Annotated in this window: 25 protein-coding genes; 16 read left to right on the top strand and 9 right to left on the bottom strand. The window is 73.4% G+C overall.

Annotated features, from left to right (window positions below):
- The first annotated feature begins 141 nt into the window (after nucleotides 1-141).
- From ACFY60_RS09805 to ACFY60_RS09775, 7 genes are all read left to right on the top strand, one after another.
- Nucleotides 142-1,002: a bifunctional methylenetetrahydrofolate dehydrogenase/methenyltetrahydrofolate cyclohydrolase gene (locus tag ACFY60_RS09805; protein WP_388610887.1), complete on the top strand. Its 861-nt coding sequence runs from the start codon at nucleotides 142-144 to the stop codon at nucleotides 1,000-1,002.
- Nucleotides 1,003-1,069: 67 nt separating this feature from the next.
- A complete protein-coding gene (locus tag ACFY60_RS09800) occupies nucleotides 1,070-1,543 on the top strand; it encodes a DUF3017 domain-containing protein (RefSeq protein WP_388610889.1) in 474 nt (157 codons plus the stop codon).
- A gap of 235 nt (nucleotides 1,544-1,778) precedes the next feature.
- Nucleotides 1,779-2,927: a DUF2690 domain-containing protein gene (locus ACFY60_RS09795; RefSeq protein WP_388610890.1), complete on the top strand. Its 1,149-nt coding sequence runs from the start codon at nucleotides 1,779-1,781 to the stop codon at nucleotides 2,925-2,927.
- Nucleotides 2,928-3,135: 208 nt separating this feature from the next.
- Nucleotides 3,136-4,125 (top strand): malate dehydrogenase, encoded by a 990-nt coding sequence (locus tag ACFY60_RS09790; protein WP_388610892.1) that lies wholly within the window; start codon nucleotides 3,136-3,138, stop codon nucleotides 4,123-4,125.
- Nucleotides 4,126-4,272: 147 nt separating this feature from the next.
- Complete coding sequence (locus ACFY60_RS09785; RefSeq protein ID WP_388610893.1) at nucleotides 4,273-6,096, top strand: hypothetical protein; 1,824 nt, start codon at nucleotides 4,273-4,275, stop codon at nucleotides 6,094-6,096.
- Nucleotides 6,089-6,472, top strand: coding sequence for a hypothetical protein (locus ACFY60_RS09780; RefSeq protein WP_388610895.1), 384 nt, complete (start codon nucleotides 6,089-6,091; stop codon nucleotides 6,470-6,472). Before ACFY60_RS09785 ends, ACFY60_RS09780 begins: the two co-directional genes overlap by 8 nt.
- A gap of 7 nt (nucleotides 6,473-6,479) precedes the next feature.
- Nucleotides 6,480-7,421, top strand: coding sequence for a serine/arginine repetitive matrix protein 2 (locus tag ACFY60_RS09775; protein WP_388610897.1), 942 nt, complete (start codon nucleotides 6,480-6,482; stop codon nucleotides 7,419-7,421).
- 18 nt (nucleotides 7,422-7,439) lie between these two features.
- On the opposite strand, the gene ACFY60_RS09770 is transcribed toward ACFY60_RS09775, so the two are convergent.
- Together ACFY60_RS09770 and ACFY60_RS09765 are read right to left on the bottom strand one after the other, a co-directional pair.
- A complete protein-coding gene (locus tag ACFY60_RS09770; RefSeq protein ID WP_388610898.1) occupies nucleotides 7,440-8,234 on the bottom strand; it encodes an isocitrate lyase/phosphoenolpyruvate mutase family protein in 795 nt (264 codons plus the stop codon).
- A complete protein-coding gene (locus tag ACFY60_RS09765) occupies nucleotides 8,231-8,761 on the bottom strand; it encodes a carboxymuconolactone decarboxylase family protein (protein WP_388610900.1) in 531 nt (176 codons plus the stop codon). The genes ACFY60_RS09770 and ACFY60_RS09765 overlap by 4 nt, the downstream gene beginning before the upstream one ends.
- A gap of 47 nt (nucleotides 8,762-8,808) precedes the next feature.
- Here ACFY60_RS09765 and ACFY60_RS09760 point away from each other — a divergent pair, with 47 nt between their 5' ends.
- On the top strand, nucleotides 8,809-10,275 hold the full coding sequence (locus tag ACFY60_RS09760; protein ID WP_388610902.1) for a PLP-dependent aminotransferase family protein: 1,467 nt from the start codon (nucleotides 8,809-8,811) through the stop codon (nucleotides 10,273-10,275).
- Nucleotides 10,276-10,391: 116 nt separating this feature from the next.
- On the opposite strand, the gene ACFY60_RS09755 is transcribed toward ACFY60_RS09760, so the two are convergent.
- The 3 genes from ACFY60_RS09755 to ACFY60_RS09745 all read right to left on the bottom strand — a co-directional run bounded on the left by ACFY60_RS09755 (nucleotide 10,392) and on the right by ACFY60_RS09745 (nucleotide 12,105).
- On the bottom strand, nucleotides 10,392-11,573 hold the full coding sequence (locus ACFY60_RS09755) for a methyltransferase domain-containing protein (protein WP_388610903.1): 1,182 nt from the start codon (nucleotides 11,571-11,573) through the stop codon (nucleotides 10,392-10,394).
- Between the two features lie 4 nt (nucleotides 11,574-11,577).
- The gene (locus ACFY60_RS09750) at nucleotides 11,578-11,700 is read right to left on the bottom strand and encodes a hypothetical protein (RefSeq protein ID WP_388610905.1); all 123 of its coding nucleotides are present in this window, start codon (nucleotides 11,698-11,700) and stop codon (nucleotides 11,578-11,580) included.
- Between the two features lie 213 nt (nucleotides 11,701-11,913).
- A complete protein-coding gene (locus ACFY60_RS09745) occupies nucleotides 11,914-12,105 on the bottom strand; it encodes a hypothetical protein (protein ID WP_388610907.1) in 192 nt (63 codons plus the stop codon).
- 211 nt (nucleotides 12,106-12,316) lie between these two features.
- On the opposite strand from ACFY60_RS09745, the gene ACFY60_RS09740 reads away from it, so the two are divergent.
- The 3 genes from ACFY60_RS09740 (at nucleotide 12,317) to ACFY60_RS09730 (ending at nucleotide 15,050) form a co-directional block, all read left to right on the top strand.
- Complete coding sequence (locus ACFY60_RS09740) at nucleotides 12,317-13,423, top strand: helix-turn-helix domain-containing protein (protein WP_388610908.1); 1,107 nt, start codon at nucleotides 12,317-12,319, stop codon at nucleotides 13,421-13,423.
- A 140-nt stretch (nucleotides 13,424-13,563) separates the two neighbouring features.
- Nucleotides 13,564-13,851 (top strand): hypothetical protein, encoded by a 288-nt coding sequence (locus ACFY60_RS09735; protein WP_388610910.1) that lies wholly within the window; start codon nucleotides 13,564-13,566, stop codon nucleotides 13,849-13,851.
- A 14-nt stretch (nucleotides 13,852-13,865) separates the two neighbouring features.
- Entirely contained in the window at nucleotides 13,866-15,050 is a 1,185-nt protein-coding gene (locus ACFY60_RS09730; RefSeq protein ID WP_309051269.1) for a glutathionylspermidine synthase family protein, read from the top strand.
- Between the two features lie 81 nt (nucleotides 15,051-15,131).
- Here the strand turns inward: ACFY60_RS09730 and rocD are convergent, their stop codons facing one another.
- Complete coding sequence (gene rocD / locus ACFY60_RS09725; RefSeq protein WP_388610912.1) at nucleotides 15,132-16,343, bottom strand: ornithine--oxo-acid transaminase; 1,212 nt, start codon at nucleotides 16,341-16,343, stop codon at nucleotides 15,132-15,134.
- Between the two features lie 273 nt (nucleotides 16,344-16,616).
- On the opposite strand from rocD, the gene trpS reads away from it, so the two are divergent.
- Nucleotides 16,617-17,630 (top strand): tryptophan--tRNA ligase, encoded by a 1,014-nt coding sequence (gene trpS, locus ACFY60_RS09720; protein WP_388610914.1) that lies wholly within the window; start codon nucleotides 16,617-16,619, stop codon nucleotides 17,628-17,630.
- Between the two features lie 94 nt (nucleotides 17,631-17,724).
- Entirely contained in the window at nucleotides 17,725-18,318 is a 594-nt protein-coding gene (locus tag ACFY60_RS09715; RefSeq protein ID WP_388610916.1) for a 2'-5' RNA ligase family protein, read from the top strand.
- A 10-nt stretch (nucleotides 18,319-18,328) separates the two neighbouring features.
- Here the strand turns inward: ACFY60_RS09715 and ACFY60_RS09710 are convergent, their stop codons facing one another.
- On the bottom strand, nucleotides 18,329-19,075 hold the full coding sequence (locus tag ACFY60_RS09710; protein ID WP_388610917.1) for an SDR family NAD(P)-dependent oxidoreductase: 747 nt from the start codon (nucleotides 19,073-19,075) through the stop codon (nucleotides 18,329-18,331).
- A gap of 9 nt (nucleotides 19,076-19,084) precedes the next feature.
- On the bottom strand, nucleotides 19,085-20,482 hold the full coding sequence (locus ACFY60_RS09705) for an FAD-dependent oxidoreductase (RefSeq protein ID WP_388610919.1): 1,398 nt from the start codon (nucleotides 20,480-20,482) through the stop codon (nucleotides 19,085-19,087).
- 188 nt (nucleotides 20,483-20,670) lie between these two features.
- Here ACFY60_RS09705 and ACFY60_RS09700 point away from each other — a divergent pair, with 188 nt between their 5' ends.
- Nucleotides 20,671-21,609, top strand: a complete 939-nt coding sequence (locus ACFY60_RS09700) for a YihY/virulence factor BrkB family protein (RefSeq protein WP_388610921.1) — start codon at nucleotides 20,671-20,673, stop codon at nucleotides 21,607-21,609.
- Here ACFY60_RS09700 and ACFY60_RS09695 read toward each other — a convergent pair.
- A complete protein-coding gene (locus tag ACFY60_RS09695) occupies nucleotides 21,527-22,804 on the bottom strand; it encodes a D-alanyl-D-alanine carboxypeptidase family protein (protein WP_388610922.1) in 1,278 nt (425 codons plus the stop codon). The genes ACFY60_RS09700 and ACFY60_RS09695 overlap by 83 nt on opposite strands.
- A gap of 238 nt (nucleotides 22,805-23,042) precedes the next feature.
- On the opposite strand from ACFY60_RS09695, the gene ACFY60_RS09690 reads away from it, so the two are divergent.
- Both ACFY60_RS09690 and ACFY60_RS09685 read left to right on the top strand, forming a co-directional pair.
- On the top strand, nucleotides 23,043-24,854 hold the full coding sequence (locus tag ACFY60_RS09690; protein ID WP_388610924.1) for a recombinase family protein: 1,812 nt from the start codon (nucleotides 23,043-23,045) through the stop codon (nucleotides 24,852-24,854).
- Nucleotides 24,855-24,936: 82 nt separating this feature from the next.
- Nucleotides 24,937-25,203: an SCO4848 family membrane protein gene (locus tag ACFY60_RS09685; protein ID WP_388610926.1), complete on the top strand. Its 267-nt coding sequence runs from the start codon at nucleotides 24,937-24,939 to the stop codon at nucleotides 25,201-25,203.
- The last annotated feature ends 20 nt before the right edge of the window (nucleotides 25,204-25,223 follow it).

The following is a 25,223-nucleotide window of genomic DNA, read 5'->3' as shown; positions in this document are numbered from 1 at the left end:
CGTAACGTCGCTTTTTTGTCCAGTCGACAGGCGGCGGAGTTGTGCAAGTGCAACGGAAGCGCAACCTGCCGCGGCGGGGCCAGGGCGCCGGGCGGTGGGCGAATTGGAAGTGGGCGGGGTTCATCCGGGAGGATGGGCCCCATGAGCGCCCAGATTCTCGATGGCAAGGCCACCGCAGCCGCGATCAAGTCCGATCTGACCGTCCGTGTGGCGGCCCTGAAGGAGAAGGGCATCACGCCCGGTCTCGGCACGGTCCTGGTCGGCGACGACCCGGCCAGCCAGAAGTACGTGGCCGGAAAGCACCGTGACTGCGCGCAGGTCGGCCTGGCCTCGATCCAGCGGCAGCTGCCCGCCACCGCCACCCAGGAGGAGATCGAGGCGGTCGTACGGGAGCTCAACGAGGACCCCGCCTGCACCGGTTACATCGTCCAGCTCCCCCTCCCCAAGGGCATCGACGAGAACCGCATCCTGGAGCTGATGGACCCGGCCAAGGACGCGGACGGTCTGCACCCGACCAACCTCGGCCGGCTCGTCCTCAACGAGCCCGCGCCGCTGCCCTGCACGCCGAACGGTGTCATCACCCTGCTGCGGGCCCACGGCGTCGAGATCAACGGCGCGGAGGTCGTGGTCGTCGGCCGCGGCGTCACCATCGGGCGCCCGATGCCGCTGCTCCTCACCCGCCGCTCCGAGAACGCCACGGTGACCCAGTGCCACACCGGCACCCGGGACCTCGCGGCGCACCTGCGCAACGCGGACATCATCGTCGCGGCGGCGGGCGTGCCGCACCTGATCAAGCCCGAGGACGTGAAGCCGGGCGCGGCCGTCCTCGACGTCGGCGTCTCCCGCAACGCCGAGGGCAGGATCATGGGCGACGTGCACCCCGGTGTCGCCGAGGTGGCCGGCTGGATCTCCCCGAACCCGGGCGGCGTGGGCCCGATGACCCGCGCGCAGCTCCTCGTCAACGTCGTCGAGGCCGCCGAGCGCGCGGCCGCGGCGCTCTGACGTGACCTCCGGGACCCCGGGATCCCCCGGGACCCCGGACGGGCCGCCGGAGGGAACGGCGGACCCGGTGAAGGGCTCCCCGGCGCCCGCCGCCCCCGCGGGATCCTCCGGTCCTGCCGCCACCGGCGGCTCCCGGGGCGGCTTCACGCGGCCGAAGCCGACCGTCGTCACCGAGGGCACCTCGCGGCCGGAGGGCGGCGGACGGGCGGCCTCGGGCGACGCGCCGGCGCCGGCCCGGCAGTGGCCGCTGCTCACCGTCCTCGGCCTGACGGCGCTCGGGCTTCTCGTGGTGGGGACCGACCCCTTCCCGCACTCCTTCCGGGTGGGAGCGATCCTCGTGGGAGGCGCGCTCCTCACCGGCGCCGGGCTGCGCAGGGCGCTGCCCTCGGTCGGGATGCTGGCCGTCCGGTCGCGCTTCACCGACATGTTCACGTACGGGGTGCTCGGCACCCTGATCGTGCTGCTCGCGCTGATGGTGCAGCCGGAGCCCTGGCTGCGGATCCCGTTCCTGGAGGACGTCCTCCATCTGACGGTGACGTAGAGCGCCGTACGCGGACCGTGCCCGCCCTCTCCCCCGTGGGAGGGCGGGCACGGCTGTGATCAAGGGTCATGTACTCGCCAAGCGGCTTCAAGCTCCGTCGGCGCGCTGTGGCACGGAAGTGACCATTCCGCTATTTTCCGAGCCGCCGGGACCGCCGGGCGGCTCCTCCGTACCGGCCGCGCCGCGCCCCCGGACCTGCCATCCTGCGGGGAGGCAGGCGACGAGGGGAGCACCCATGCCCGGCTGGAAGCCGCTTCCGGAGGAACTGGCCCCGGAGATCCGCGCGTTCACGGAGCGGATGCGGCGGCTGATCGACCGCAGCGGCCTCGGGGTCCTCGCCGTCGCCGAACGGACCGGCCACGACCGGGCCACCTGGGAGGCGTACCTCCGCGCCGACCGCCCGGTGCCCCGGAGCGCCGTCCTGGCCCTCGCCGACGTGACCGGCGCGGACGCGGGCTCCCTCGCGGCGGACGCCGAACACGCCGAGCGCGCCTGGCGGCGCGCGGGAACCGGCACCGCCCCGGGCCCCGGCCCGCACGCGGAGAACGACGGGGGTACGCGCCAGGCGGCGGGAGACCACGGGGGTACGCGCCCGGCGGCGGCCCCCGTTGCGTACCCGCCGGGACCCCCGGCCCCGGCGGCACCTGACGGAGCCCCGGCCTTCCGTGACGGCGACGGCGGCGCCGACCTCGGCGGGGACGGCCAGGACCGCACCCTGCGGATCCGCCGCGTCGACGGTGACCTCCCGCTCGCCCCGGCCCCCGGCAGCGGCGGCGGCACCGCCCGCCCGGCCGGCGGCCCGCCCCGTACCCCCGTCACCGGCGCCGTGCCCCCGCCCCGGGACCGGCCCCCCGCCCGTACCCCCCTCACCCGCTCCCGCGCAGTGCTCCTCCACGCCGCCGCGATCGTCGGCGCGGGACTCGTCGTCACCGCCGCGCTGCTCCTCGTCGACCTCGGCGGCGGGGGCACCGACGACGGACGGGCGGCCCCCGCGCCGCCCACCCGCGCCACCACCCCGCCCCCCACCGCCGTCACCCCGCTCCCCGCCGGAGCCACCTGCGCGGGACCGAGCTGCTCCGGGCAGGACCCGGAGGCCCTGGGCTGCGGCGGCCCCCTCGCCACCACCGTCGCGCGCACCACGGTCGGCGGCGCTCAGGTCGAGGTCCGGCACAGCCCCGCCTGCCGGGCCGCCTGGGCCCGCATCAGCGGCGCCGCGCCGGGGGACACCGTCACCGTCGAGGCCGCCGGCGTCACCCGGCGCGCCACGCTCCCGGCGGGCACCGACACCGACGCCTACACCCCGATGGTTCCGGTCGCCGCGGGCGGGGAGGCCCGCGCCTGCGCCGCGCTCGCCGACGGGCGTGCCGGCTGCACCCCCGGCTGACGGCCCGGCCCGGCCCGGGGCCTGACGCGCCGACACCACGCGGAAGGGTGGCAGTGAGCCGCACCACAAGGGGGTGGGGGTTCGGGAGGGCCCGGGTCGGATAGCCTGACCGCTGGATATCTCTTCACATCGAGACACCGATCGATCAGAGAGCCGTCCGACACCAGGGGCAGGGACCCCCACCGCCAGCTGTCTTACGGAGATCGCCATGACCCGCACTCCCGTGAATGTCACCGTGACCGGCGCGGCCGGCCAGATCGGCTACGCGCTGCTGTTCCGCATCGCCTCCGGCCACCTGCTCGGCGCGGACGTGCCGGTCAAGCTGCGCCTCCTCGAGATCCCGCAGGGCGTGAAGGCCGCCGAGGGCACCGCCATGGAGCTCGACGACTGCGCGTTCCCGCTGCTCAAGGGCATCGACATCTTCGACGACCCGAACCAGGGCTTCGAGGGCGCCAACATCGCGCTGCTCGTCGGCGCCCGCCCCCGTACCAAGGGCATGGAGCGCGGCGACCTGCTCTCCGCCAACGGCGGCATCTTCAAGCCGCAGGGCAAGGCCATCAACGACCACGCCGCGGACGACATCAAGGTCCTCGTCGTCGGCAACCCGGCCAACACCAACGCCCTGATCGCCCAGGCCGCCGCCCCGGACGTCCCGGCCGAGCGCTTCACCGCCATGACGCGCCTGGACCACAACCGCGCGATCTCGCAGCTGGCCGCCAAGACCGGCGCCTCCGTCGAGGACATCAAGCGCCTCACCATCTGGGGCAACCACTCCGCCACCCAGTACCCGGACATCTTCCACGCGGAGATCGCCGGCAAGAACGCCGCCGAGGTCGTGGGCGACCAGGCGTGGGTGGCCGACACCTTCATCCCGACCGTCGCCAAGCGCGGCGCCGCGATCATCGAGGCCCGGGGCGCGTCCTCCGCCGCCTCCGCCGCCAACGCCGCCATCGACCACGTCCACACGTGGGTCAACGGCACCGCCGAGGGCGACTGGACCTCCATGGGCATCCCGTCGGACGGCTCCTACGGTGTCCCCGAGGGCCTCATCTCCTCCTTCCCCGTCACCTGCAAGGACGGCAGGTACGAGATCGTCCAGGGCCTGGAGATCAACGACTTCTCCCGCGAGCGCATCGACGCCTCCGTCGCCGAGCTGGCCGAGGAGCGCGACGCCGTGCGCGAGCTGGGTCTCCTCTGACCCTCACGCTCTTCCCGGCACCCCCGGCCATCCGGCCGGGGGTGCTTTTTTTCGGGCCGACACCGGGCACCGGCCTCCCCTATGCTGTCCCCTCCGGTCCGGCCAACACCGGCCGGGAACCAGACCGTTCACGACATCGGGGGAGTCTTGACGCAGGCCTCCGTTCCCCATCAGCCGCCCGGTCCGCCCGGGCCCTCCGCACCACCGCCCGCACCGCCCCCCGGGCCCGGCACCGCCCCGCCCGCCGCCGACGCGCGGCGGTCGCCCTCCACCAGCGAGGCGACCCGGCTGCTCTGCGCCGGCACCTACCTCGACGACGGCTTCCGGGACGCCGTCATCGACCAGCTGTACGTCCACGAGGAGCGCTTCGCCGCGCCCTCCCTCGGCTACGACGCGAGCCGCGTCCTCGCCCACGCCCTGCGCGCCCGGCGCGTCGAACTCGCGTGGGCCGCCGGCATCCTCGCCCTCTGGATCGTCGCCTTCCCGCTCACCAAGGGCCTGGTGCTGCTCCTCGTCCTGCCCCTCCTGCTCCTCGGCCTCGCCCGCTGGATCCGCGGCCGGGCCGCCCAGGCGCCCGTCGTCCGCGCCCTCCCCGCCCTCGTCCTGCGCTGGTACGCGCGGCTGGCGCTCGCCCAGTCCGCCGTCCTCCTCCTCGTCCTCGCCCTCACCGGCGACGAGGGCCGCTACGAGTTCTTCGACGCGACCGAGGAACTCTGGGAATTCCTCGGCTCCCTCGGCCTCGGACTCGGCGCCGCCTTCGGCGCGGCCCCCGCGGAGCTGTGGAGCATCGGCAGGCTGGAGGTGTGGATCACCCTCGCCCTGCCGTTCCTCGTCGCCTGGGCGGTGGCCACCCAGCGCGGCCAGTTCGCCCGCGCGCTCACCGAGGAGCTCTCCCGGGACCGGTTCGCCGACCTGCGCTCCGACCCGGCCGAGCAGGCCGAGGGAGCCCGCTTCCGCCGCCTGCGGGACCGGATCCGCGTCGAACAGCACGCCCCCCTCGTCCTGTACGACACCGAGTGGCCGTTCCGCGGCGCCGGCCAGGCGTACGAGCCGTGGTCGCTCTCCATCGAACTGCGCCCCCGCGAGGACCTCGGCGACACGCCGCCCGAACCACTCGACAACAGCGCGGTGCTGCGCCACGTCGTCCCGTACGTCGCCGCCCTGCGCGAACCGTCCCCGCACGGCTCGCCGGTGGCCCGGGCGGCCTCCCGGGACCGGCTGCGCGACCTGGAGATCGACGAGGTCGTCTTCCTGCCCGCCGACGGGCTGCCGGACCGGGCCACCGCCCCGTACACCGCCGCCGCCTTCGAGGCGCACCGCGCGGGCGCCGTCGAGGAGGGCGGCGAGGCGCGCCGCCACTTCCTGCGCGTCCGCGTCGGCGGCTGGGGCGAAGAGGTCGTCACGACCGTCTTCGTCCGCGTCCACACCCAGGGCGGCATGCTGATGCTGGAGGTCGCCCCGCACGTCCTGCGGCCGGTGAAGTCCCTCTACCGGGACGCCGACCGGATCGCCCACCGTTACCGGCACAACCACCGATTCGGCAGGGCCGTCTGGGCGCTCGGGCAGACCCCGCGCTCGGCCGGGCAGGCGCTCGTCACCCTCGGCCGCGCGCTCGGACACCTGTGGCGGGTCGCCACGGCCGGGCACGCGCAGGCGCTGCCCGAGGGCCCGTACGCCTCGGTGCGCGAGCTCGGCTCGGACGACCGGGCCTCCCTCTTCCAGGAGATGGACGTCAGCCGCTACCTGAAGAGCATCCAGGACCGGGTGGCGAACGGCGTGACCGCCGCACTGCGCGAGGCGGGGTACGAGACGGCCGAGTTCGAGCAGAAGATCATCCAGGTCGCGGAGGGCGGCACCTTCATCGAGAACACGAGGGGGAACGTGACCATCGGCGACCGCAACACCGTCACCAACAAGACCTTCACCACCACGACCACCCACACGACGAGGACCGGAGGCGACCGTGGCTGACCAGGACAGGCCCGCGGCCGGCGGCATCAACATCAGCAACGCCCACGGCAACGTCAGCGTCGGCGACAACAACCAGGTCTCCTACACCGTGCACGGAGCGGAGGCCGCCGCCCCCCGCGACCCGCTCCAGGAGGAGCTGCTCACGGCGATCCGCGCGCTCCGCGCCGACCTCGGCCGTCTCGTCGCCACCGACGGGACCACCGCCCTCGACGCCGAACTGGCGGACGCCGAGGACGAGATCGAGGGCACCGGCGCCGCCGGCCGGCCACGGCTCGCCCGGCTCCGCCTCGCCCTGACCGACGCCGGGGCCGTGACCGGCATCCTCGCCTCCGGCGTGGCCGTCGGCCAGGCGGTCGGCGCCCTGCTCGGCGGGTGAGCCCGCCATGACGGCCCGCTGGAACGACGAGACACAGCGCTGGGAGAACCCCGGCGACGCGCCGGGGCGGTCCACGGAACCGGCGTGGAACCCCGCGCCCCTTCCCGTGCTTCCGCCGCCGCCCCCGCCCGGCCCGGGACCGGTGGCCGGCCCCGTACCCCCGCCCGACACCCCGGAGGGGCCCCCGGGCTCGCCCGTGTTCGATCCGGTGAGCGGGCGGTGGGAGCACGCCGCGGCGCCCGCGTGGACGGCCTCGCGGCTGCTCGGGCGGGTGCCCCGGCGCGCGGTGGCCGTGGCCGGAGCCGTCGCCGCGGTCCTGGTGGCGGGCGTCGTCGGGAGCCGGCTGTTCCTCGGCGGTGACGGCGCGGAACCCGTGGCCGGCGAGCCGCCGGCCTCCGTCTCCGCACCGGTGACGGCCGAGCCGGAACCGTCCACGGACCCGCCCCTGGAGCCGTCCTCGGCCCCCGCGCCGACGACGGCCCCGACCGGGACCGCGCCCCCGGCCGGCTACCGGACCGTCGACGACACCGTCGGCTTCACGATCGCGGTCCCCGAGGGCTGGGACCGCACCGAGTCCGATCAGGGCGTCTTCTACAACGCCCCCGACGGACGCAGCCTCCTGCAGGTCTTCGTGATCCGGGAGCCCGGCCTGACGCCGTACGAGGCCCTGAGCGGGGTGTCCGCCGACGGCCGCGCCAACAAGCCGGGCTACGAGGAGATCGGGCTCCGCGGGGTCGGCGGCGAACCGGACGCCCCGGCGGACGCCGCCGAGCTGGTGTACGCCTACGACCGCGAGGACGGCACCCGCCGCAAGGTCGTCGACCGGGCCTTCACGGCCCCGGACGGCACCCACTACGCGGTCCTGGCCGCGGGACCCGACACCGACTGGCCCCGGCAGCGCGAGCACCTGCGCGTCGCCCTGGAGTTCTTCCGGCCCGGCACGTCCTGACCCGGCGCCGGGGCTTCCTCAGCCCGTGAGGTGCCCCGCCCGGAGTTCCGCCGCCAGGTCCGCGAGACCGCCGACCGCGCGGCGCAGCAGGGCGCCGCCGAAGGTGACGCGGTCGGCGCCGAGGCGGCCGAGTTCGGCGAAGGGCGGGCCGCCCGGGACGGCCAGGGCGTTGAGGGACAGGTTCCCGACGGTGCCGCGCAGGGCCGGCAGGTCGGCGGGCGGGGCCCCGATGGGGTACACGCCGTCGGCGCCCGCCGCCGCGTAGAGGTGGGCACGGACGAGGGCTTCCCCGGCCGGGTCCGGGCCTCCCCGGAGGTAGGCGTCGACCCGCGCGTTGAGGAACAGGTCCGGGCCCGCCGCGTCCCGCACCCGTGCCAGCCACTCCGCGTGCGCCCCCGCGTCCTTGAGGCCGCCGGTCGCCCGGTCGGTGTCCTCCAGGTTGACGCCGACGGCACCGGACTCCCGTACCCGCTCGACCAGTTCGGCCGCCGGGAGGCCGTACCCGCCCTCCAGGTCCGCCGTGACGGGTACGGAGACGGAGCGGACGATCCGGGCCACGGCCGCGAACATCTCACCGGGTGGCGTCGCCCCGTCCTCGTACCCGAGGGAGGCGGCGATCCCGGCGCTCGGCGTGGCCAGGGCCGGGAAGCCCGCCGCCTCGAAGGCGCGGGCGCTCGCCGCGTCCCACGGGCCCGGCAGGACGAGGGGGTCGTGCGCGCGCCGGCCCCGGTGCAGGTCCCGCAGGCGCCGCGCCCGCTCCGCCGCTCCGGCCCCGGCTCCGGTTCCCGCCCCGGCGGCGGTCGCCGGCGTCATGAGGCGGCGCGCGGGGTGTAGTGGCCGGCGACCATGCGGGTGGTGACGCCGATCCGGTTCCAGGCGTTGATGGCGATGATGCCGGCGAGGAGCCGCGCCAGCTCCGTCTCCTCGAAGTGCCGCGCCGCCTCCTCGTACACCGCGTCCGGCACGAACCCCTCGGTGAGGACGGTGACGGCCTCGGTCAGGGCGAGGGCGGCGAGTTCCCGCTCGGTGTAGAAGTGCCGGGACTCCTCCCAGGCGGAGAGCTGGACGATCCGCTCGACGGTCTCGCCCTGCGCGAGCGCGTCCTTGCTGTGCATGTCGACGCAGAAGGCGCAGCGGTTGATCTGCGAGGCCCGGATCTTGACCAGGTGGTGGAGGGTGGGGTCGAGGTCCTTCGCGGCCGCCGCCTCCAGGCGGAGCATCGCCCGGTAGAAGTCCGGGACGAGCTCGGCGAAGGCCATCCGGGGCGTGTGTTCGTGGACGTGCCCGGTCGCCGTGGTCGGGCCGCCGGGCCGCTGCCGTGTGTCCGTCGTGGTCGTCATGCCCTTCACCGTACGGGCGGGATGGCGCAGGGGTATGGTCCATTTCCATGGCGAACGACCGGGCCACTTTCGGGGCCGACCTCCACCTCGAACTGCGCGGCACCCGGCTGCGGGCCGGCCTCATGGACGCGCTGCGGGAGGCGGTCCGCAGCGGTCGCCTGGAGGCGGGCACCCGGCTGCCGTCCTCCCGGTCCCTCGCCGCCGATCTCGGCATCGCCCGGAACACCGTCGCCGACGCGTACGCCGAACTGGTCGCCGAGGGCTGGCTCACCGCCCGGCAGGGCTCCGGCACCCGCGTCGCCCCCCGCACCGCGCCCCGCCCCCCGGCCCCGCCCTCCACCGCCCCGGCCGCCCGGCCGGCGCGGCACCCCGCCCGCCCCGACCGGCCCCTGCACAACCTCAAGGCCGGCACCCCCGACCTCGCCTCCTTCCCCCGCTCCGAGTGGCTCAAGGCCTACCGGCGCGCCCTGACCGCCGCCCCCAACGAGGCCTTCGGGTACGGGGATCCGCGCGGGCGCGCCGAGCTGCGCACCGTCCTCGCCGAGTACCTCGCCCGCGCCCGGGGCGTGCACGCCCGCCCCGAACGGATCGTGATCTGCGCCGGGTTCGTCCACGGGCTGACCCTCATCGGCCAGGTGCTGCGGGCCGGGGGCGTACGGGCGGCGGCGGTGGAGTCGTACGGGCTCGGGCTCCACGCCGACCTCCTCGCGCGCGCCGGCCTCGCGACCCCAGCGCTGCCCCACGACGCGCGCGGCACGCGCGTGGAGTCGCTGACGGACGACCCGGCCTTCCGCGCGGCCGGCGCCGTCCTGATGACGGCCGCCCACCAGTTCCCGCTGGGCGGGGCGCTGCCGCCCGACCGGCGGGCCGCCGTCGTCGACTGGGCGCGCGCCACGGGCGGCGTCGTCCTGGAGGACGACTACGACGGCGAGTTCCGCTACGACCGCCAGCCCGTGGGCGCCCTCCAGCAGCTCGACCCCGAACGGGTCGTCTACCTGGGCACCGCCAGCAAGTCCCTGGCGCCGGGGCTGCGGCTGGCGTGGATGGTGCTGCCCGAGCGGCTCCTCGACGCCGTGGTGGCCGAGAAGGGAGCGGTGGACTGGGTGTCCAGCGCGACCGACCAGCTCGCCTTCGCGGAGTTCCTGCGCTCGGGGGCGTACGACCGGCACGTGCGGGCCATGCGGCTGCGCTACCGGCGGCGCCGGGACCAGCTCGTGGAGGCGGTCGCGGCCCACGCGCCGCACACCCGGGTCGGGGGCATCGCGGCCGGCCTGCACGCCGTCCTCGCCCTGCCGCCGGGCACCGAACAGGAGGTGCTGCGCGCCGCCGCCTGGCAGGGGCTGGCCGTCCAGGGGCTCAGCCACTTCCGCCACCCGGACGCCCGGGGCCCCCGCCGGGACGCTCTGGTGATCGGTTACGGCACTCCGCCGGACAGCGCGTGGTCGGGGGCGCTCGATGCGCTGATGCGGGCGCTGCCGGAGGCACGACACGAACGAGCCCCGCTCGGCGAGTGACCGAACGGGGCTTCCGGGGGTGACGGTGAGGCGGCCGGAGAGGCGGGGTCCGGCGCATCACGGGCGGCTCGTCCCCTGCGCCACGGGCCAGCGCACGGGCGGGGCGGTCCTACCGATCAGTACCGCGTGGGAACGGGCTGCTCAGGGTGGTCCAGCCACGGGACCTCACCCGTGACGGTGACGGTCAGGCCGAACCGCTCGGGGCCCGGACGGTCGTGCGGCAGCCACCATGCGTGCGCCGCTTCCACCTGGTCCCACAGTCGGCGTGGTCCGTGCTGCCACACCGTGAACCGGTCGTCCGACTTCCCGTCCCAGTCCACGGCGGCCCACGACGTGGCGTCCGTGGTCGCGACCCACAGCCGGGACGCGACCCCTTCCACGCCGGGGTTGTCGTGCCACGTCCACCACACGTCACGGAGCTGTAGCCCCATGGCGAACTGCGCGGCCAGGTCGTCACCGGCCACCCGCCACGGCGGAAGGGCGGTGCTCGACTCGTCCGGCTGGTGGTCGTCGCGCACCACGTCCCGGAAGATCCGCAGGTCTGTGCGCTGGTTCCGCATGAGCATGAACGCGGAATGCGGCGAGAACGGGCCCGACGCGGTTCCGTTGTCGTCCACGGTCATGCGCAGCAGTCCGTAGCAGACCCACGGGCTCTCCCACGGTGTGAGGATGACACCCCCGGGCTTCACCTGGTCGACCCACGGGCGCGGGACGGACCGAACGGAGCACGTCGCCACGAGCCGGTCGTACGGCCCGTGCTCCGCGTACCCCTCGGCACCGTCCCCGGTGATCACGTCCGTGGGCATGTCCTTCTTACGGAACCGTTCCCGCGCTTCGGACGCCAGCGCGGGGTCGACTTCCACGGTCGTCACGTTCCCCGGGCCGGCGACCTGGGCCAGCAGACCCGCGTTCCACCCGGTTCCGGTGCCGATCTCCAGGACCCTGTGTCCGTCGCGCACGTCGAGCATGTGCAGCATCCGGAACACGATGCCCGGGGCGCTCGCGGACGAAGACGCCCACCGTTCCCCGCCCCCGGGGTCCTCGCCGTCGTTGATCTGCGTCACCACGGAGTCGTTCGCGTAGACCGCCCGCAGCCACGTTTCCGGGGCGCCGGCGCGGTCGCACGGCTCCAGCCCGTCACCCAGGTAGATGCGCTCGGGGACGAACGCGGAGCGGGGCACGGCCCATGCCGCGCGCTCCCATTCGGACGCCATGGGCGAGCCCATCTCGTCGTTCACCGCGCCGAGCAGATCGCGGAGGGCGATGCGCTCGGACGCGGCGAGGTCCGTTGTCGTCACGGCACTAGTCCTTCTTGTGCTTCGGCGGGTCCTTCGGCTTGGCAGTGTCGGACGACGGCTTGGACGTGCCCGGGTCCTTGCCCCCGGAGTGCTGCCCGCTGCCGCCCGTGCCCGTTCCCCATCCCATGCTGTTCTCCTCTTGTCGGTCGTGGACTTCCGCGGAACCCGCCCGGCGGTCTTCCGTCCCCACGGAGGGACCACCGGGCGGGCGTGCTGCCCCCGGACGCCTCGGCGTAGGTCGGACACGGTGCGCCCGGGGTGTTCAGTTCGGAGACCCGGCGGGACGCCGGTCTCTCTTAGTCGCGTCCCGCCACCAGGACGGGCAGCGGAGCCGAGCCGGTCACCGTTTCGCCGCCGATACCCGCGTGGTCAGGACGCGGATACGGGCGTGCTCCTCCTCGGTCGGTCGGCGCAGCTCGTCCGGCGCAGCCGTCCACGTGGTACCACCACCGGGGGGCGCGAGGTGGACCAGCTCGCCGTCCCATGCGGCCACCCTGCCGAGCCGGGGCCCCGCACGGGTGTCATGCGCCATGAACGTTCCGAGTTCGGGGACCGTCGCCGGCCCCGGGCTCGGGCGAGCGTGGTGTTCGGGCACGACCGCTCCTCTCCGTATCGCGCTCATTACCAACAGTCACATCGTCCTGGGAGGGATGCCGGACAGGTAGGGGCATGGCTAGGGGCAAGTGCGCGCCAACCGACCAGCTTTGACGCCCTGGTGGCAGAACTGTGGGCAAGATGGGGCCATGAGCGTTGGGGCCTTGATCAGAGATCTGCGGAAGGCCCGAGGGTGGTCGCAAGGACGACTCGCGGATGAGCTGAACGAGACGTTCGGAACGAACATCGATCGGGAGTACGTGAGCCGCTGGGAGCGTTCGAAGGTGGAGCCGGGCAAGTTCTACCTTCGGTGTCTGTCCGCCGTCCTTGACGTGCCCCTAGCTGTCCTTGAGAGCGAAATGAAGCGTCGTACGTTTCTGTCCGATGTCGCCGCCACGGCCATAGCCCCCATCGTCGCGTCAGACTTGTTGGCCGCCGGCTTCGGTGCCCGATTGCGCGGTGGGCCGACAGTCGAGGACTGGGAGGGCAAGCTGGCGACCTACGGCACCGAGTACATGAGTACGGGTGCGGCTGACATCCAGCGCCGAGTGTCGGGCGAACTGGTCGTCGTGCAACAGCAGCTCGAACGACCGCAGCTCTGGTCCGTGGGCTCTCGGTTGATGACGCTCTATGCGAAGACGTTTCCGGGCGCGGACGGAAGCCGGGCGGTGAACTGGTACAGGCTTGCGGCCGAAGCGGCTGACCGATCCGGTGACGATCGGACGCGCGTGTGGGTACGCGGCCGCGCCGCCATTGCACTGGGGTACGAGGGGGCGTCCCTTGGCGTGGCGGACCTCTTCGCCGATCAGGCCATGGCGATCAGTGACAAGCCGTCGCTCGGGCTCTTGAACGCTGTGATGGGCAAGGCACATGCGGCGGTGTTGCGCGGAGACCACGCGACCGCCCGGCGTCTCATGGATGAGGGACGGCGCATCTTCGACGCCGCGGGTTCGCATGAGCAGACTTCGGACTACGCCGTTCCGTGGTGGCGCATGAACGTTTTCGTCTCCCTTCTCGCGGCTCGTCTGGGAGACGAAGGTACAGCCGTGGAAGCGCAAGAAGCGGCCCGCCGAGAGCTTCCCGAGTCGCTGCCCCGGTTCGCCACGCACCTGGAGATGCACCGGAGGCTGATGCTCGCTCGGTCGGGCGATCGGACCGGCGGTGTCGCGTATGCCCGCGCGGCACTCGATGCCCTACCGCCCGACAAGCACTCGCTCACTCTGCGGCTTCTGATGGCAGAAGTGGAAGCCGCGTAGAACGCCAAACGCCCGACCCCACCCGCCCGGACCGAACCATGCCGTTCGGGACGGAGCGACTCCGTGGCGTGCGGCCGGAAAGCACCGGCCTACACTGTGCGGTCGCGACGGTCGCGACCGCGAAGGGGAGGGCGACGGACATGCGGAGGCTGAGGTCGAGCACGGTGGTGCTCGGCGGGATGGGTGTGCTCGCGGCGACGATCACCGCGTGCGGTTCCGAACCGGACCGGCGGTGCGTGGACCCGCTGACGCGCGAGGAACTGCCCTCGTACGAGTGCCGGAGCGGCAAGGACGGCGACGGCAGCACCGCCCGCGGCCAGTACTACTACGGCGGCTCCGTCCGCGACCGCACCGTGAGCGGGGGCAGCTTCGACAAGAAGGCCGTCGACACCGGCGGTTTCGGCTGCTCGGGCTCCGGCGGCGGCTGAGGAGGGCCCGGCCCATGGAACGGCACACCATCGACCCCCGGCCCGACTGGCAGCGGATCGTGGAGGAGCAGGGGGTCGTCTACCCCCTGACCCGCTACCCGGACGGTTCGCTGCGCCCCTACTGGGACGAGAGCGCCTACTACAGCTTCTCCCTGCCCGAGGTGGAGGCGCTGGAGGAGGTCGTCGAGGAACTGCACGCGCTCTGCCTGGAGGCGGCGGCGCACATCGTCGAGAAGGACCGTTTCGCCGAGCTCGGCATCACCGATCCCCGGGTCGCGTCCCGCGTCGCCGAGTCCTGGCGCCGCCGGTCCGAACTGCCGTCCCTGTACGGCCGGTTCGACCTGCGCTACGACGGCAGGGGCGGCCCGGCGAAAATGCTGGAGTACAACGCCGACACCCCCACCTCCCTGGTGGAGGCGGCCAGCCCGCAGTGGTTCTGGATGGAGGAGCGGTTCCCCGGCGCCGACCAGTGGAACTCGCTCCACGAGCGGCTCGTCGACGCCTGGAAGCGGCAGGCGCACCTGCTGCCGCCCGGCCCCGTGCACTTCGCCCACTCCGACGGCGACGAGCTCGGCGAGGACCTGATGACGGTCGCGTACCTGCGCGAGACCGCCCAGCAGGCCGGGCTCGCCACCGAGGCGCTCTCCGTCGAGCGGATCGGCTGGGACCGGCTCTCCCGCCGCTTCGTGGACGACCGGCTGCGGTTCATCCGCAGCTGCTTCAAGCTCTACCCGTGGGAGTGGCTGACCACCGACCGCTTCGGCCCGTACGTCCTCGACACCCTCGACAACGGCGGCGGCACCGGCACCACCTGCTGGATCGAGCCCGCGTGGAAGATGCTCCTCTCCAACAAGGCGCTCCTCGCGATCCTGTGGGAGCTCAACCCGGGCCACCCGAACCTGCTGGCCGCCTACCTCGACGGTCCGCGCGAGCTCGCCGCGACCACCGGCTGGGCCGCCAAGCCGCTCCTCGGCCGTGAGGGCGCGGGCGTCACCCTGCACGAGGCCGGCGCCGAGCCCGTCGTACGCGACGAGCCGTGCTGCTACCAGGAGCTGGCCCCGCTGCCCGACTTCGACGGCAACCGGGTGGTGCTCGGCGCGTGGGTGGTCGAGAACGAGGCGGCGGGACTCGGCATCCGCGAGTCGGCGGGGCTCGTCACCGACGAGTACGCCCGCTTCCTGCCGCACGTCATCCTCTGACGGGGGGCGGACGGAAACCGGCCGCTCCCCGCCCAGGCCGTTCGCGAACGGTCAGAAGCGGTCAGGAGCGGCCGGGTACGGTCACGAACCGCCGGCCAGCACCGCGCGCAGCTGCTCCAGGCCCCAGTCCAGGTCCTCCTTCGAGATCACCAGCGGGGGCGCGAGACGGATCGTCGAACCGTGCGTGTCCTTCACGAGCACGCCCCGCTCCCTCAGCCGCTCGGAGATCTCCCGGCCCGTGCCCCGGGACGGCACGACGTCCACCCCGGCCCACAGACCCCGCCCGCGCACCGCCTGGACGGCGCCACCGCCCACGAGCAGCCCCAGCTCCGCGTGGAGGTGCTCGCCCAGCTCGGCCGCCCGCTCCTGGTACTCGCCCGTCCGCAGCAGGGCGATCACCTCCAGGGCCACCGCGCAGGCCAGCGGGTTCCCGCCGAAGGTCGACCCGTGCTCACCCGGCCGGAACACGCCCAGCACCGAACGGTCCGCGACCACCGCCGACACCGGCACCACACCGCCGCCCAGCGCCTTCCCCAGGATGTACACGTCCGGCACCACGCCCTCGTGCTCGCAGGCGAACGTCCTCCCGGTGCGGCCCAGACCCGACTGGATCTCGTCCGCCATGAACAGCACGTTCCGCCGCGCGGTCAGCTCGCGCACCCCGCGCAGATAGCCCGCCGGCGGCACCAGCACCCCGGCCTCGCCCTGGATCGGCTCCAGGAGCACCGCCACCGTGTTCTCGGTGACCGCCGCCTCCAGCGCCGTCAGGTCCCCGTACGGCACGATCTCGAAGCCCGGCGTGTACGGGCCGAAGTGGTCCCGTGCCTCGTGGTCCGTCGAGAAGCTGACGATCGTCGTCGTCCGGCCGTGGAAGTTGTTCGCCGCCACGACGATCTTCGCGTGCCCGTCCGGCACGCCCTTCACCTCGTACCCCCACTTGCGCGCGGTCTTCACGGCCGTCTCGACCGCCTCCGCGCCCGTGTTCATCGGCAGCACCGCCTCCTTGCCGCACAGCTCGGCCAGGCTCGCGCAGAACTCCGCGAACCGGTCGTGGTGGAAGGCCCGCGAGGTGAGCGTCACCCGGTCCAGCTGCGCCTTCGCCGCCCCGATCAGCCGGGGGTTGCCGTGCCCGAAGTTCAGCGCCGAGTAACCGGCGAGCATGTCGAGGTAGCGGCGGCCCTCGACATCGGTCATCCAGGCGCCGTCCGCCGAGGCGACGACGACCGGAAGGGGGTGGTAGTTGTGAGCGCTGTGCGCCTCCGCGGAAGCGATCGCGTTCTGCGTCCTCGACACGGGATCTCCGTTCGTCCTGCGGCACGGGGAATGGTGTGGCCCCCTTCATATCGTCGGTCGCGCGCCGGACGAAGAAACCTCCGGTGACGGCGCGCCCGCTCCCCGGCGAACACGCGTCGCCGCCGGCGCACGGGCGTACGGCGCCGAGGGAGCCGTACGCGCCCGTTCCCGGACTGTGTTCCTCGTCTCATCCCGCGCCGTCGCCGCCGGGATGACAGGCCGCACCGCACCGGCCGAACGGGACCGGGTCCCACACCTGAGAGAATGATGTGCATGGCCTCTGACAGTCCCCGTGTGCTCTCCGGAATCCAGCCCACCGCAGGCTCGTTCCACCTCGGCAACTACCTCGGCGCCGTCCGCCAGTGGGTCGCCCTCCAGGAGACCCACGACGCCTTCTACATGGTCGTCGACCTCCACGCGATCACGGTTCCGCAGGACCCCGCCGAGCTCCGCGCCAACACCCGGCTCGCCGTCGCCCAGCTCCTCGCCGCCGGCCTCGACCCGGAGCGCTGCACCCTCTTCGTCCAGAGCCACGTCCCCGAGCACGCCCAGCTCGGCTGGGTCATGAACTGCCTCACCGGCTTCGGCGAGGCCTCCCGCATGACCCAGTTCAAGGACAAGTCCGCCAAGCAGGGCGCCGACCGCGCCACCGTCGGCCTCTTCACCTACCCGATCCTCCAGGTCGCGGACATCCTCCTCTACCAGGCCCACCAGGTCCCGGTCGGCGAGGACCAGCGCCAGCACATCGAGCTCACCCGCGACCTCGCCGAGCGCTTCAACGGCCGCTTCGGCGAGACCTTCACGATCCCGCGGCCGTACATCCTCAAGGAGACGGCGAAGATCTACGACCTCCAGGACCCGGCGGTCAAGATGAGCAAGTCGGCCTCCACGCCCAAGGGCCTCATCAACCTCCTGGACGACCCGAAGGTCACCGCGAAGAAGGTCAAGAGCGCCGTCACCGACACCGACACGGTCATCCGCTTCGACCCGGAGAACAAGGCCGGCGTCTCCAACCTCCTCGGCATCATGTCCACCCTCACCGGGACGTCGATCGCCGACCTGGAGAAGAGCTACGAGGGCAAGATGTACGGCGCGCTGAAGACCGACCTCGCCGAGGTGATGGTGGACTTCGTCACGCCCTTCCGGTCCCGCACCCAGGAATACCTGGACGACCCCGAGACGCTGGACTCGGTCCTGGCCAAGGGCGCGGAGAAGGCGCGCGCCGTCGCCGCGGAGACGCTGGCCCAGGCCTACGACCGGCTGGGCTTCCTGCCCGCCAAGCACTGAGTCCGGGGACCCTGGCCACAAGGGTGGTGGAGGCCGCACACTGGCGGCGGCACCACCACCGCACACGACGCGACGGATGACGGAGGAGAACGACGTGGGGACCGTAACGCTCGGCGTTTCGATCGCGGTCCCGGAGCCCTACGGCAGCCTGCTCCAGGAGCGGCGCGCGGGCTTCGGGGATCCCGCCGCGCACGCCATCCCCACCCACGTCACGCTCGTCCCGCCCACGGAGGTCACGCAGGACCGGCTGCCGGAGATCGGGGCGCACCTCGCGGGCGTCGCCGCCGGCTGCCGGCCGTTCACCGTGCGCCTCGGGGGCACCGGCACCTTCCGCCCGCTCTCCCCGGTCGTCTTCGTCCGGCTCGTCGAGGGCGCCGGCGCCTGCGACCAGCTCCAGCAGCTGATCCGGGACGAGACCGGGCCGCTCGTCCGCGAGCTCCAGTTCCCGTACCACCCGCACGTCACCGTCGCCCACGGCATCTCCGAGGCGGGGATGGACCGGGCGTACGAGGAGCTCGCCGGGTACGAGGCCGCCTGGACCTGCCGTTCCTTCGCCCTGTACGAGCAGGGCACGGACGGCGTGTGGCGCAAGCTGCACGACTACGAGTTCGGCAACGGCCGCCCCGCCCCCGCCGTCCCGGCCCAGGGCGGCAGCCCGCTCGACTCCCCGGCGCCCACCCACACCTAGGCCGCGCCCCTCACACCGGCAGGCGCCGGAACAGCGGCCGCGGCACGTGCCGCAGCGCCGAGCCCACCATCCGCAGCGCCCCCGGCACCCACACCGTCTCCGAGCGCCGCCGCAGACCCAGCTCGATCGCCCCCGCGACCGCCTCCGGCGTGGTCGCGAACGGCTCCGCCGGCCGCCCGCCCCGCCGCACGGGCCCCGGCCGCACCACCATCACGTGCACCCCCGTCCCGTACAGCGCGTCCCCCAGCCCCTGCGCGAACACGTCGAGCCCCGCCTTCGACGAGCCGTAGATGAAATCGGCCCGGCGCGCCCGTTCCGCCGCCACCGAGGACAGCACCACCAGCGAACCGTGCCCCTGCGCCTGCAGCGCGCCCGCGCACACCAGGCCGGCCGACACGGCGCCCGTGTAGTTCGTCTGCGCCACCCGCACCGCGGCCCCCGGATCGGACTCGTCCCGCGCCTGGTCACCGAGGACCCCGAAGGCCAGCAGCACCAGGTCCACGTCCCCCGCCGCGAAGACCGCCCCCAGCCGCTCCTCGTGCGAGGCGGTGTCGAGCGCGTCGAACGGCACGGTCCGCACCTCCGCGCCCAGCGGCCGCAGCGAAGCGGCCGCCGCCGACAGCGCGGGCGAGGGGCGGCCCGCGAGCAGGACCGTACGGGTCCTGCGGGCGATCAGCCGCCGGGCCGTCGCGAGCCCGATCGCGGACGTGCCGCCGAGCACGAGCAGGGACTGCGGAGCGCCGAAGGCGTCCTTCACGGTGAACTCCTAGAGGGCGAGACGGCGGGACAGGTCGGAGCGGAGGACGGACCCGGGATCGAGCGTGGCGCGCAGGGCGCGGAAGTCGGCGAGCCGCGGGTACATGGCCGCCACCGCCTCCGGCCGTACCCGCGAGTCGGCGGCGAGCTGCACCCGGCCGCCCGCGCCGAGGACCTCCTCGTCGAGCGCGTCGAGGAAGGCCGCGAGCCCCGGGAGGCCGGTCGGCAGGTCCAGCCCCAGCGACCAGCCCGGCAGCGGGTAGGAGAGCCAGCCGGGCCCGGCCTCCCCGAACCGGGTCAGGACGGCCGGGAGCGCGGGGAACCGGCGGGCCGCGATCCGCCGCACGATCCGGCACAGGGTCTCCTCCTGCCCGTACGGGACGGCGCAGCGGTACGGGACGAAGCCCTCGGGCCCGTGCAGCCGGTTCCCGTGCGGCAGCGCGTCGAACGGGTGCAGGACGGCGGACAGCGGCCGGAGGCGGCCGGTGGAGCGGCGGGGCCCGGCGCGGTGCCGGAATTCGCCCACGAGCCCCAGGGCCGTCCGGCCGAGCAGGCCGCCGGGGACGTACGGCGGCGGCGCGGGCAGCCGTACGGGCCGGAAGGCGAGGGGGGCGCGGCGGGCCCGGTGCCGGCGGGGCAGCGCCTCGTACGGGGCGTGCCGGGCGCGGACCAGGACGGACCGGCCCGTGGCGGCGCCCCGGGCGAGCGGGTCGATGCGGGCGATCTCGTACGGGGGCGGGGCGCCGTCGGCGTCCCGGCGTGCCGGCGGTCCGGCGAGCCGGGCCATCAGTTCGTCCAGGTCGCGGACGCGCTCGGTGTCCACGCTCAGCAGCGAGGTCTCGACGCGGAGGAGGCGCAGGGTGACCGTGAGGACGATCCCGGTCAGCCCGAGGCCCCCGGTGGTCGCGTCGAAGAGGGGCGTGCCGGGCACCGCCGTCCGGACCTCCCCGTCGGGCGTGAGCAGGTCGAGCGCGACGACGTGCCGGGCGAAGGACCCCGCCCCCGGATGGTTGGCGCCGTGGACGTCGGTGGCGACGGCCCCGCCGGCGGTGACGTACCGGGTGGCCGGGGTGACGGGCAGGAAGAAACCGCGTGGCAGGAGGGCCGTCATCAGCCGGTGCAGGCTGACCCCGGCCTCGCACACGACGAGCCCGGCGGCGGGGTCGAAGGCGAGGATCCGGGTGAGGCCGGTCATGTCCAGGACGGTGCCGCCCGCGTTCTGGGCGGCGTCGCCGTACGCCCGGCCGAGCCCCCGGGCGAGCGCGCCGCACGGATCCCCGGCGCGCAGGGCGTCCGCCACCTCGGCCGAGCCGCGGGGCCGCCGCACGCGCGCGAGGGTGGGGGAGGTGCGGGCCCACCCGCTGATCGGTACGCAGTCGTCGTCCAGGACGCGGGTCTCCACAGCCATGGAGGTGACCGTATAGCCGGATCTCTCACTTATGCCGGTATTGCACCCCGGGTGGGCGGGATGTCGGCCGGGCCGCCGTGACCCACCCCACGGCCCCCGCCGCAGCCACGCCGGTCCGGGTCCGTGAGCGGTGGCGGGGAAGTCTCGTACCGTCGTCCCACCGACGGAACGAGGAGCGCGCGTACGACATGGACTGGCTGACCGGACTCCCCGTCATCGGCCCCTGGATCACCCGCCTCATGCGGACCCACGCCTGGCGCTCGTACGAGACCCTCGACCGGGCCCACTGGACGCGGCTGGCCGCCGCGATCACCTTCCTCTCCTTCCTCGCCCTCTTCCCGCTGATCACCGTCGGCGCCGCGATCGGCGCCTCGCTCCTCACCGACGACCAGCTCGACCGCATCCAGCGGAAGATCGCCGAGCAGGTCCCCGGCATCTCCGACCAGCTCGACATCGAGGCGCTCGTCGCCAACGCCGGCACCGTCGGCATCGTCGCCGGTGCCCTCCTCCTCTTCACCGGCATCGGCTGGATCGGCTCCATGCGGGACTGCCTGCGCGCCGTCTGGGGCCTCGACGACGTCGACGAGGGCAACCCGATCGTCCGCAAGGGCAAGGACACGGTCACCCTCCTCGGCCTCGGCGGCGTCGTCCTCGGCTCGCTCGCCGCCTCCTGGCTCGGCTCCGCCGCCGTCGGCTGGACCGCGGACCGGCTCGGCGTCCCCGAGGGCGGCGCCGGTGGCGTCCTCCTGCACACCGCCGCCGTGCTCGTCGCCGTGGTCGCGAACTTCCTGATCCTGCTCTACGTCCTGACCCTGCTGCCCGGCGTGGAGCCCGACCGCCGTGACCTCGTCGTCGCCGCGCTCATCGGCGCCGTCGGCTTCGAACTCCTGAAGCTGCTGCTCGGCGGCTACATGAGGGGGGTCGCGGCGAAGTCCATGTACGGGGCCTTCGGTGTCCCGGTCGCCCTGATGCTCTGGATGAACTTCACCGCGAAACTCCTGCTGTTCTGCGCGGCCTGGACGGCCGCGGACACGCGCGCCACCGCTACGGATTCACATCCGGACCGGGAGGAGCCGTCCGGGGACGGCGCCGCGCCCCCGAAGCCGCCGTCGGCCAGCGGCGATTGACCAGGAAGACGGCCCCGGCGATCAGCATGAGCACCCCGCCCGCCACCGCGAGCGCGATTCCCGCCCCGCCCGTCCTGCCCTCCGTCGCGGCGGCGACGGCGGGCTTCGCCGCCGGGACGTCCTCGCCGGGCGCCGCCGTCACCTCCCTCGTGTCGCCGGTACGCGCCGACAGCGGCGGCACCAGCTCACCCACCGGCCGCACCTTGCCCGCCGCCGCGAAGCCCCAGTCGAGCAGTCGCGCGGCCTCCTTGTAGACCGCGTGCTGCTCCTTGGACGAGGGGTTCATGACGGTGACGAGCAGCACCCGGCCGTTGCGCTCGGCGACCCCGGTGAACGTGGCGCCCGCGTGCGTGGTGCTGCCGTTCTTGACCCCCGCGATGCCCTGGTACGGCGCGACGCCGAAGTCACCGGTCAGCAGCCGGTTGGTGTTCTGGATCTCGAAGGACTCGCGCTTCTTGCCCGGCTTCTGCTCACCGGGGAACGCCGCCCGGGGCGTCGCCGCGTACGCGCGGAAGTCCGCGTTCTGCATGCCGCTGCGCGCGATGAGGGTCAGGTCGTACGCGGACGACACCTGCCCGTGGGCGTCGTAGCCGTCCGGGGTGACGACCTGCGTGTCGAGGGCCTGGAGCTCGACCGCGCGGGCGTTCATCTCCGCCACGGTCTTGCGCACCCCGCCGTTCATCTCGGCGAGGACGTGCACGGCGTCGTTCCCCGAGCGCAGGAACACGCCCAGCCACAGGTCGTGCACCGAGTAGTTCTGCTTCTCCTTCAGCCCGACCAGGCTGGAACCGGCGCCGACACCGGACAGCTCCGTGCTGGTCACCAGATGGGTCCGGCTCTTCGGGATCTTCGGCAGCAGCGTGTCCGCGAACAGCATCTTCAGGGTGGACGCCGGCGCCAGCCGCCAGTGGGCGTTGTGCGCGGCGAGCACCTGCCCGTTCTCCGCGTCCGCCACGATCCACGACCGCCCCGACAACTCCTTCGGCAGCACCGGCGCCCCGGCCCCCAGCCGCACCTGCGTCCCCGGCTTCCCGAGCAGCTCACCGCCGACCGTGGACATCGCGGCGGGCGGCTTGGGCTGCTTGTCCTTCTCGTCCTTGCCGGGCTTCCCGTCCGCGTGGGCGGCCGGGGCGGTGACGAGGGGCAGCAGCAGGGCGGCGCCGGCCACCCAGACGAACTTTTTCGATGCAGACACGATCGAGAACGTACCGCCCCGGACCACCGATCCGAACCGCGCGGGCCGCTTCCCCCACCCTCCTCCACCCGGACGCGGGGCGGGCGGGGCGGGCGGTGATACCGAGAACATGAAGCTCAGCTTCCACGTCTCCTGGTTCCTGCTCGCGTTCGGGGTGTGGAGCTGGTTCATCTGGATCACTTTCTCGATGTAACTAACCATGAGAGCTGCAATGACGGAGAAGAGCAGGTGAGAGGCCTTGACCCCCTTCGTTTCGCCCGTGGGAGCCGAGCGGCTGGACACGGTGCGGGTGGCCGTCTATGCCCGGCAGTCCAAGGCGCGCCCCGATTCCTCCGAGGCGTCGCCGGAAGCCCAGGTGGCAGCCGGCGAGGCGCTGGCGGCGAGCCGGGGGTGGGAGGTCGTTCACACGTTCAAAGACGTCGGTAGGTCGGGTTGGGATCCCCACACCATGCGCCCGGCTTTCGCAGACCTGATGTCCGCGGTGCGGGCGGGTGAGGTGGACGTGGTGGTGGTCAATGAGCTGTCCCGGCTGACCCGTAAGGGCGCACACGACGCCCTGGAGATCGACAGTGAGTTGAAGAAGTACGGAGTCCGCTTCGTCTCGGTCCTCGAACCGTTCCTCGACACGTCGAACGCGATCGGGGTCGCGATCTTCGCGCTCATCGCAGCCCTCGCGAAGCAGGACAGCGACATCAAGGCGGAGCGGCTGCGCGGGGCCAAGGACGAGATCAGGGCGGTCGGCGGCCGGCACTCCAGCTCCGCCCCGTACGGCATGCGGGCCGTGCGCGAGAAGATCGGCAATCTCGCCGTCTCCGTCCTGGAGCCGGACGAGAACAACCCGGATCACGTCGCGATCGTCGAGCGCATGGTGGAGATGTCGTTCGCCGGAATCTCCGACAACAAGATCGCGACGACGCTGGAGTCGGAGGAGGTGCCGGCGCCCGGCGAGGCCGAGCGGCGTGCCACCGGGAAGCGGATGGAGTCCATCAAGAAGCGCCGCGTGTCGAAGGAGGACCGCCCGATCCGGTGGCGTGCGCAGACAGTGCGCTGGATCCTCTCCCATCCCGCCATCGGCGGCTTCGCCAGCGAGCGCGTGAAGCGCGGCAAGGCGTACGTGAACGTGATCGCCCGGGATGAGGGTGGGGCGCCCCTGACGCCCCACCGGGGCGTCGTCCCGGGAGCCAAGTGGTTGGAACTCCAGGAGCAGCGCAGCAAGCGCAACAAGACCGACCGGCAGCCCGGCGGAGAGGCCACACCCACACTTCTGAGCGGGTGGCGCTTCACCACCTGTGGAATCTGCACGGGGTCAGTGGGGCAGAGCAGGAACAACGGCGGGCAGGACTACTACATGTGCGCCAATCCCAAGGGCCACGGCGGGTTGAGCATCAAGCGCAAGGATGCCGACGACTACGTGGCCCGGCGCGTCTGGGCACGTCTTGCCGCTGCCGACGTCGACGACCGCGAGGACAGGGAATGGCTGGCGGAGGCGGCACTCCGATTCGCGCTTCAGCGCGATCTGTCCGGAGTCCGGGAGGAGCGAAACGAGACGGCGGCGCACCTTGAACACGTCCGGAACTCCATCGCCGAACTTCAGGCCGACCGCAAGGCGGGGCTCTACCGGGGGCGGGACGAGCTGGCCGTGTGGCGCGCGACGATGACGCAGTACCGGACTTTCGAGGACCAGTGCACGGCCAGGCTGGAAGAACTGGACGAGAAGACCACGGCAGCGATCCAGGTGCCCTCGGACTGGTTCGAGCCGGGCGAGGATCCCTTGGGTGCCGGCTCCCTTTGGGCGGCGTGGGACGTGTTCGAGCGACGCGCGTTCCTGGACCTCTTCCTCTCCGGCGTCTCCATCGGCCCGGGCCGGGACCCGGAGACCCGCAAGTACATCGCGATCGAGGAACGAGTGACGCTCCACTGGCGGCACCCTGAGACGGATGAGGACCACGAAGACGACGAAGAGAAACCGGCCGCTCTCGGCTCGTCCGAGAGTCGCCGCAAGGGGTTGGGCACTCGAACGCTTGACGAAAGACAGGCAGCTCACCGCTGACGTACGGAGACCCGACCGCAAGATCGCGGCAGGTCCGTTCGATACTGGCAGGGCACGGTCACCCCATTCCGAAGGGCACCCCATGAAGCTCAGTCGCCGCGTCTCCTGGTTCCTGCTCGCGTTCGGGGTCTGGTCTTGGGTGATCTGGGTGACCTTCGCGAAGAACCTCTGGAAGGACGGGAGCGGTCTCGCCTTCGACGACGCGGGCGAGCCGACGGCCTACTTCTGGGTTCACCTGCTGCTCGCCGTGACGTCCTTTGTCTTGGGGACGGTGATCGGAGTGATCGGGTTGCGTGGGGTGCGCGCCGCGCGGCGTGAGGGCGGGGCGCCGTCCGCGAGCGGCCGGTAGCGGGCCGGGGGAGAGGGGGG

Source organism: Streptomyces sp. NPDC012827, assembly GCF_042900905.1.
Lineage (GTDB): Bacteria > Actinomycetota > Actinomycetes > Streptomycetales > Streptomycetaceae > Streptomyces > Streptomyces gulbargensis.
The sequence above is the reverse complement of the archived record's forward strand: the minus strand, read 5'-3'. Positions and strand labels throughout refer to the sequence as shown.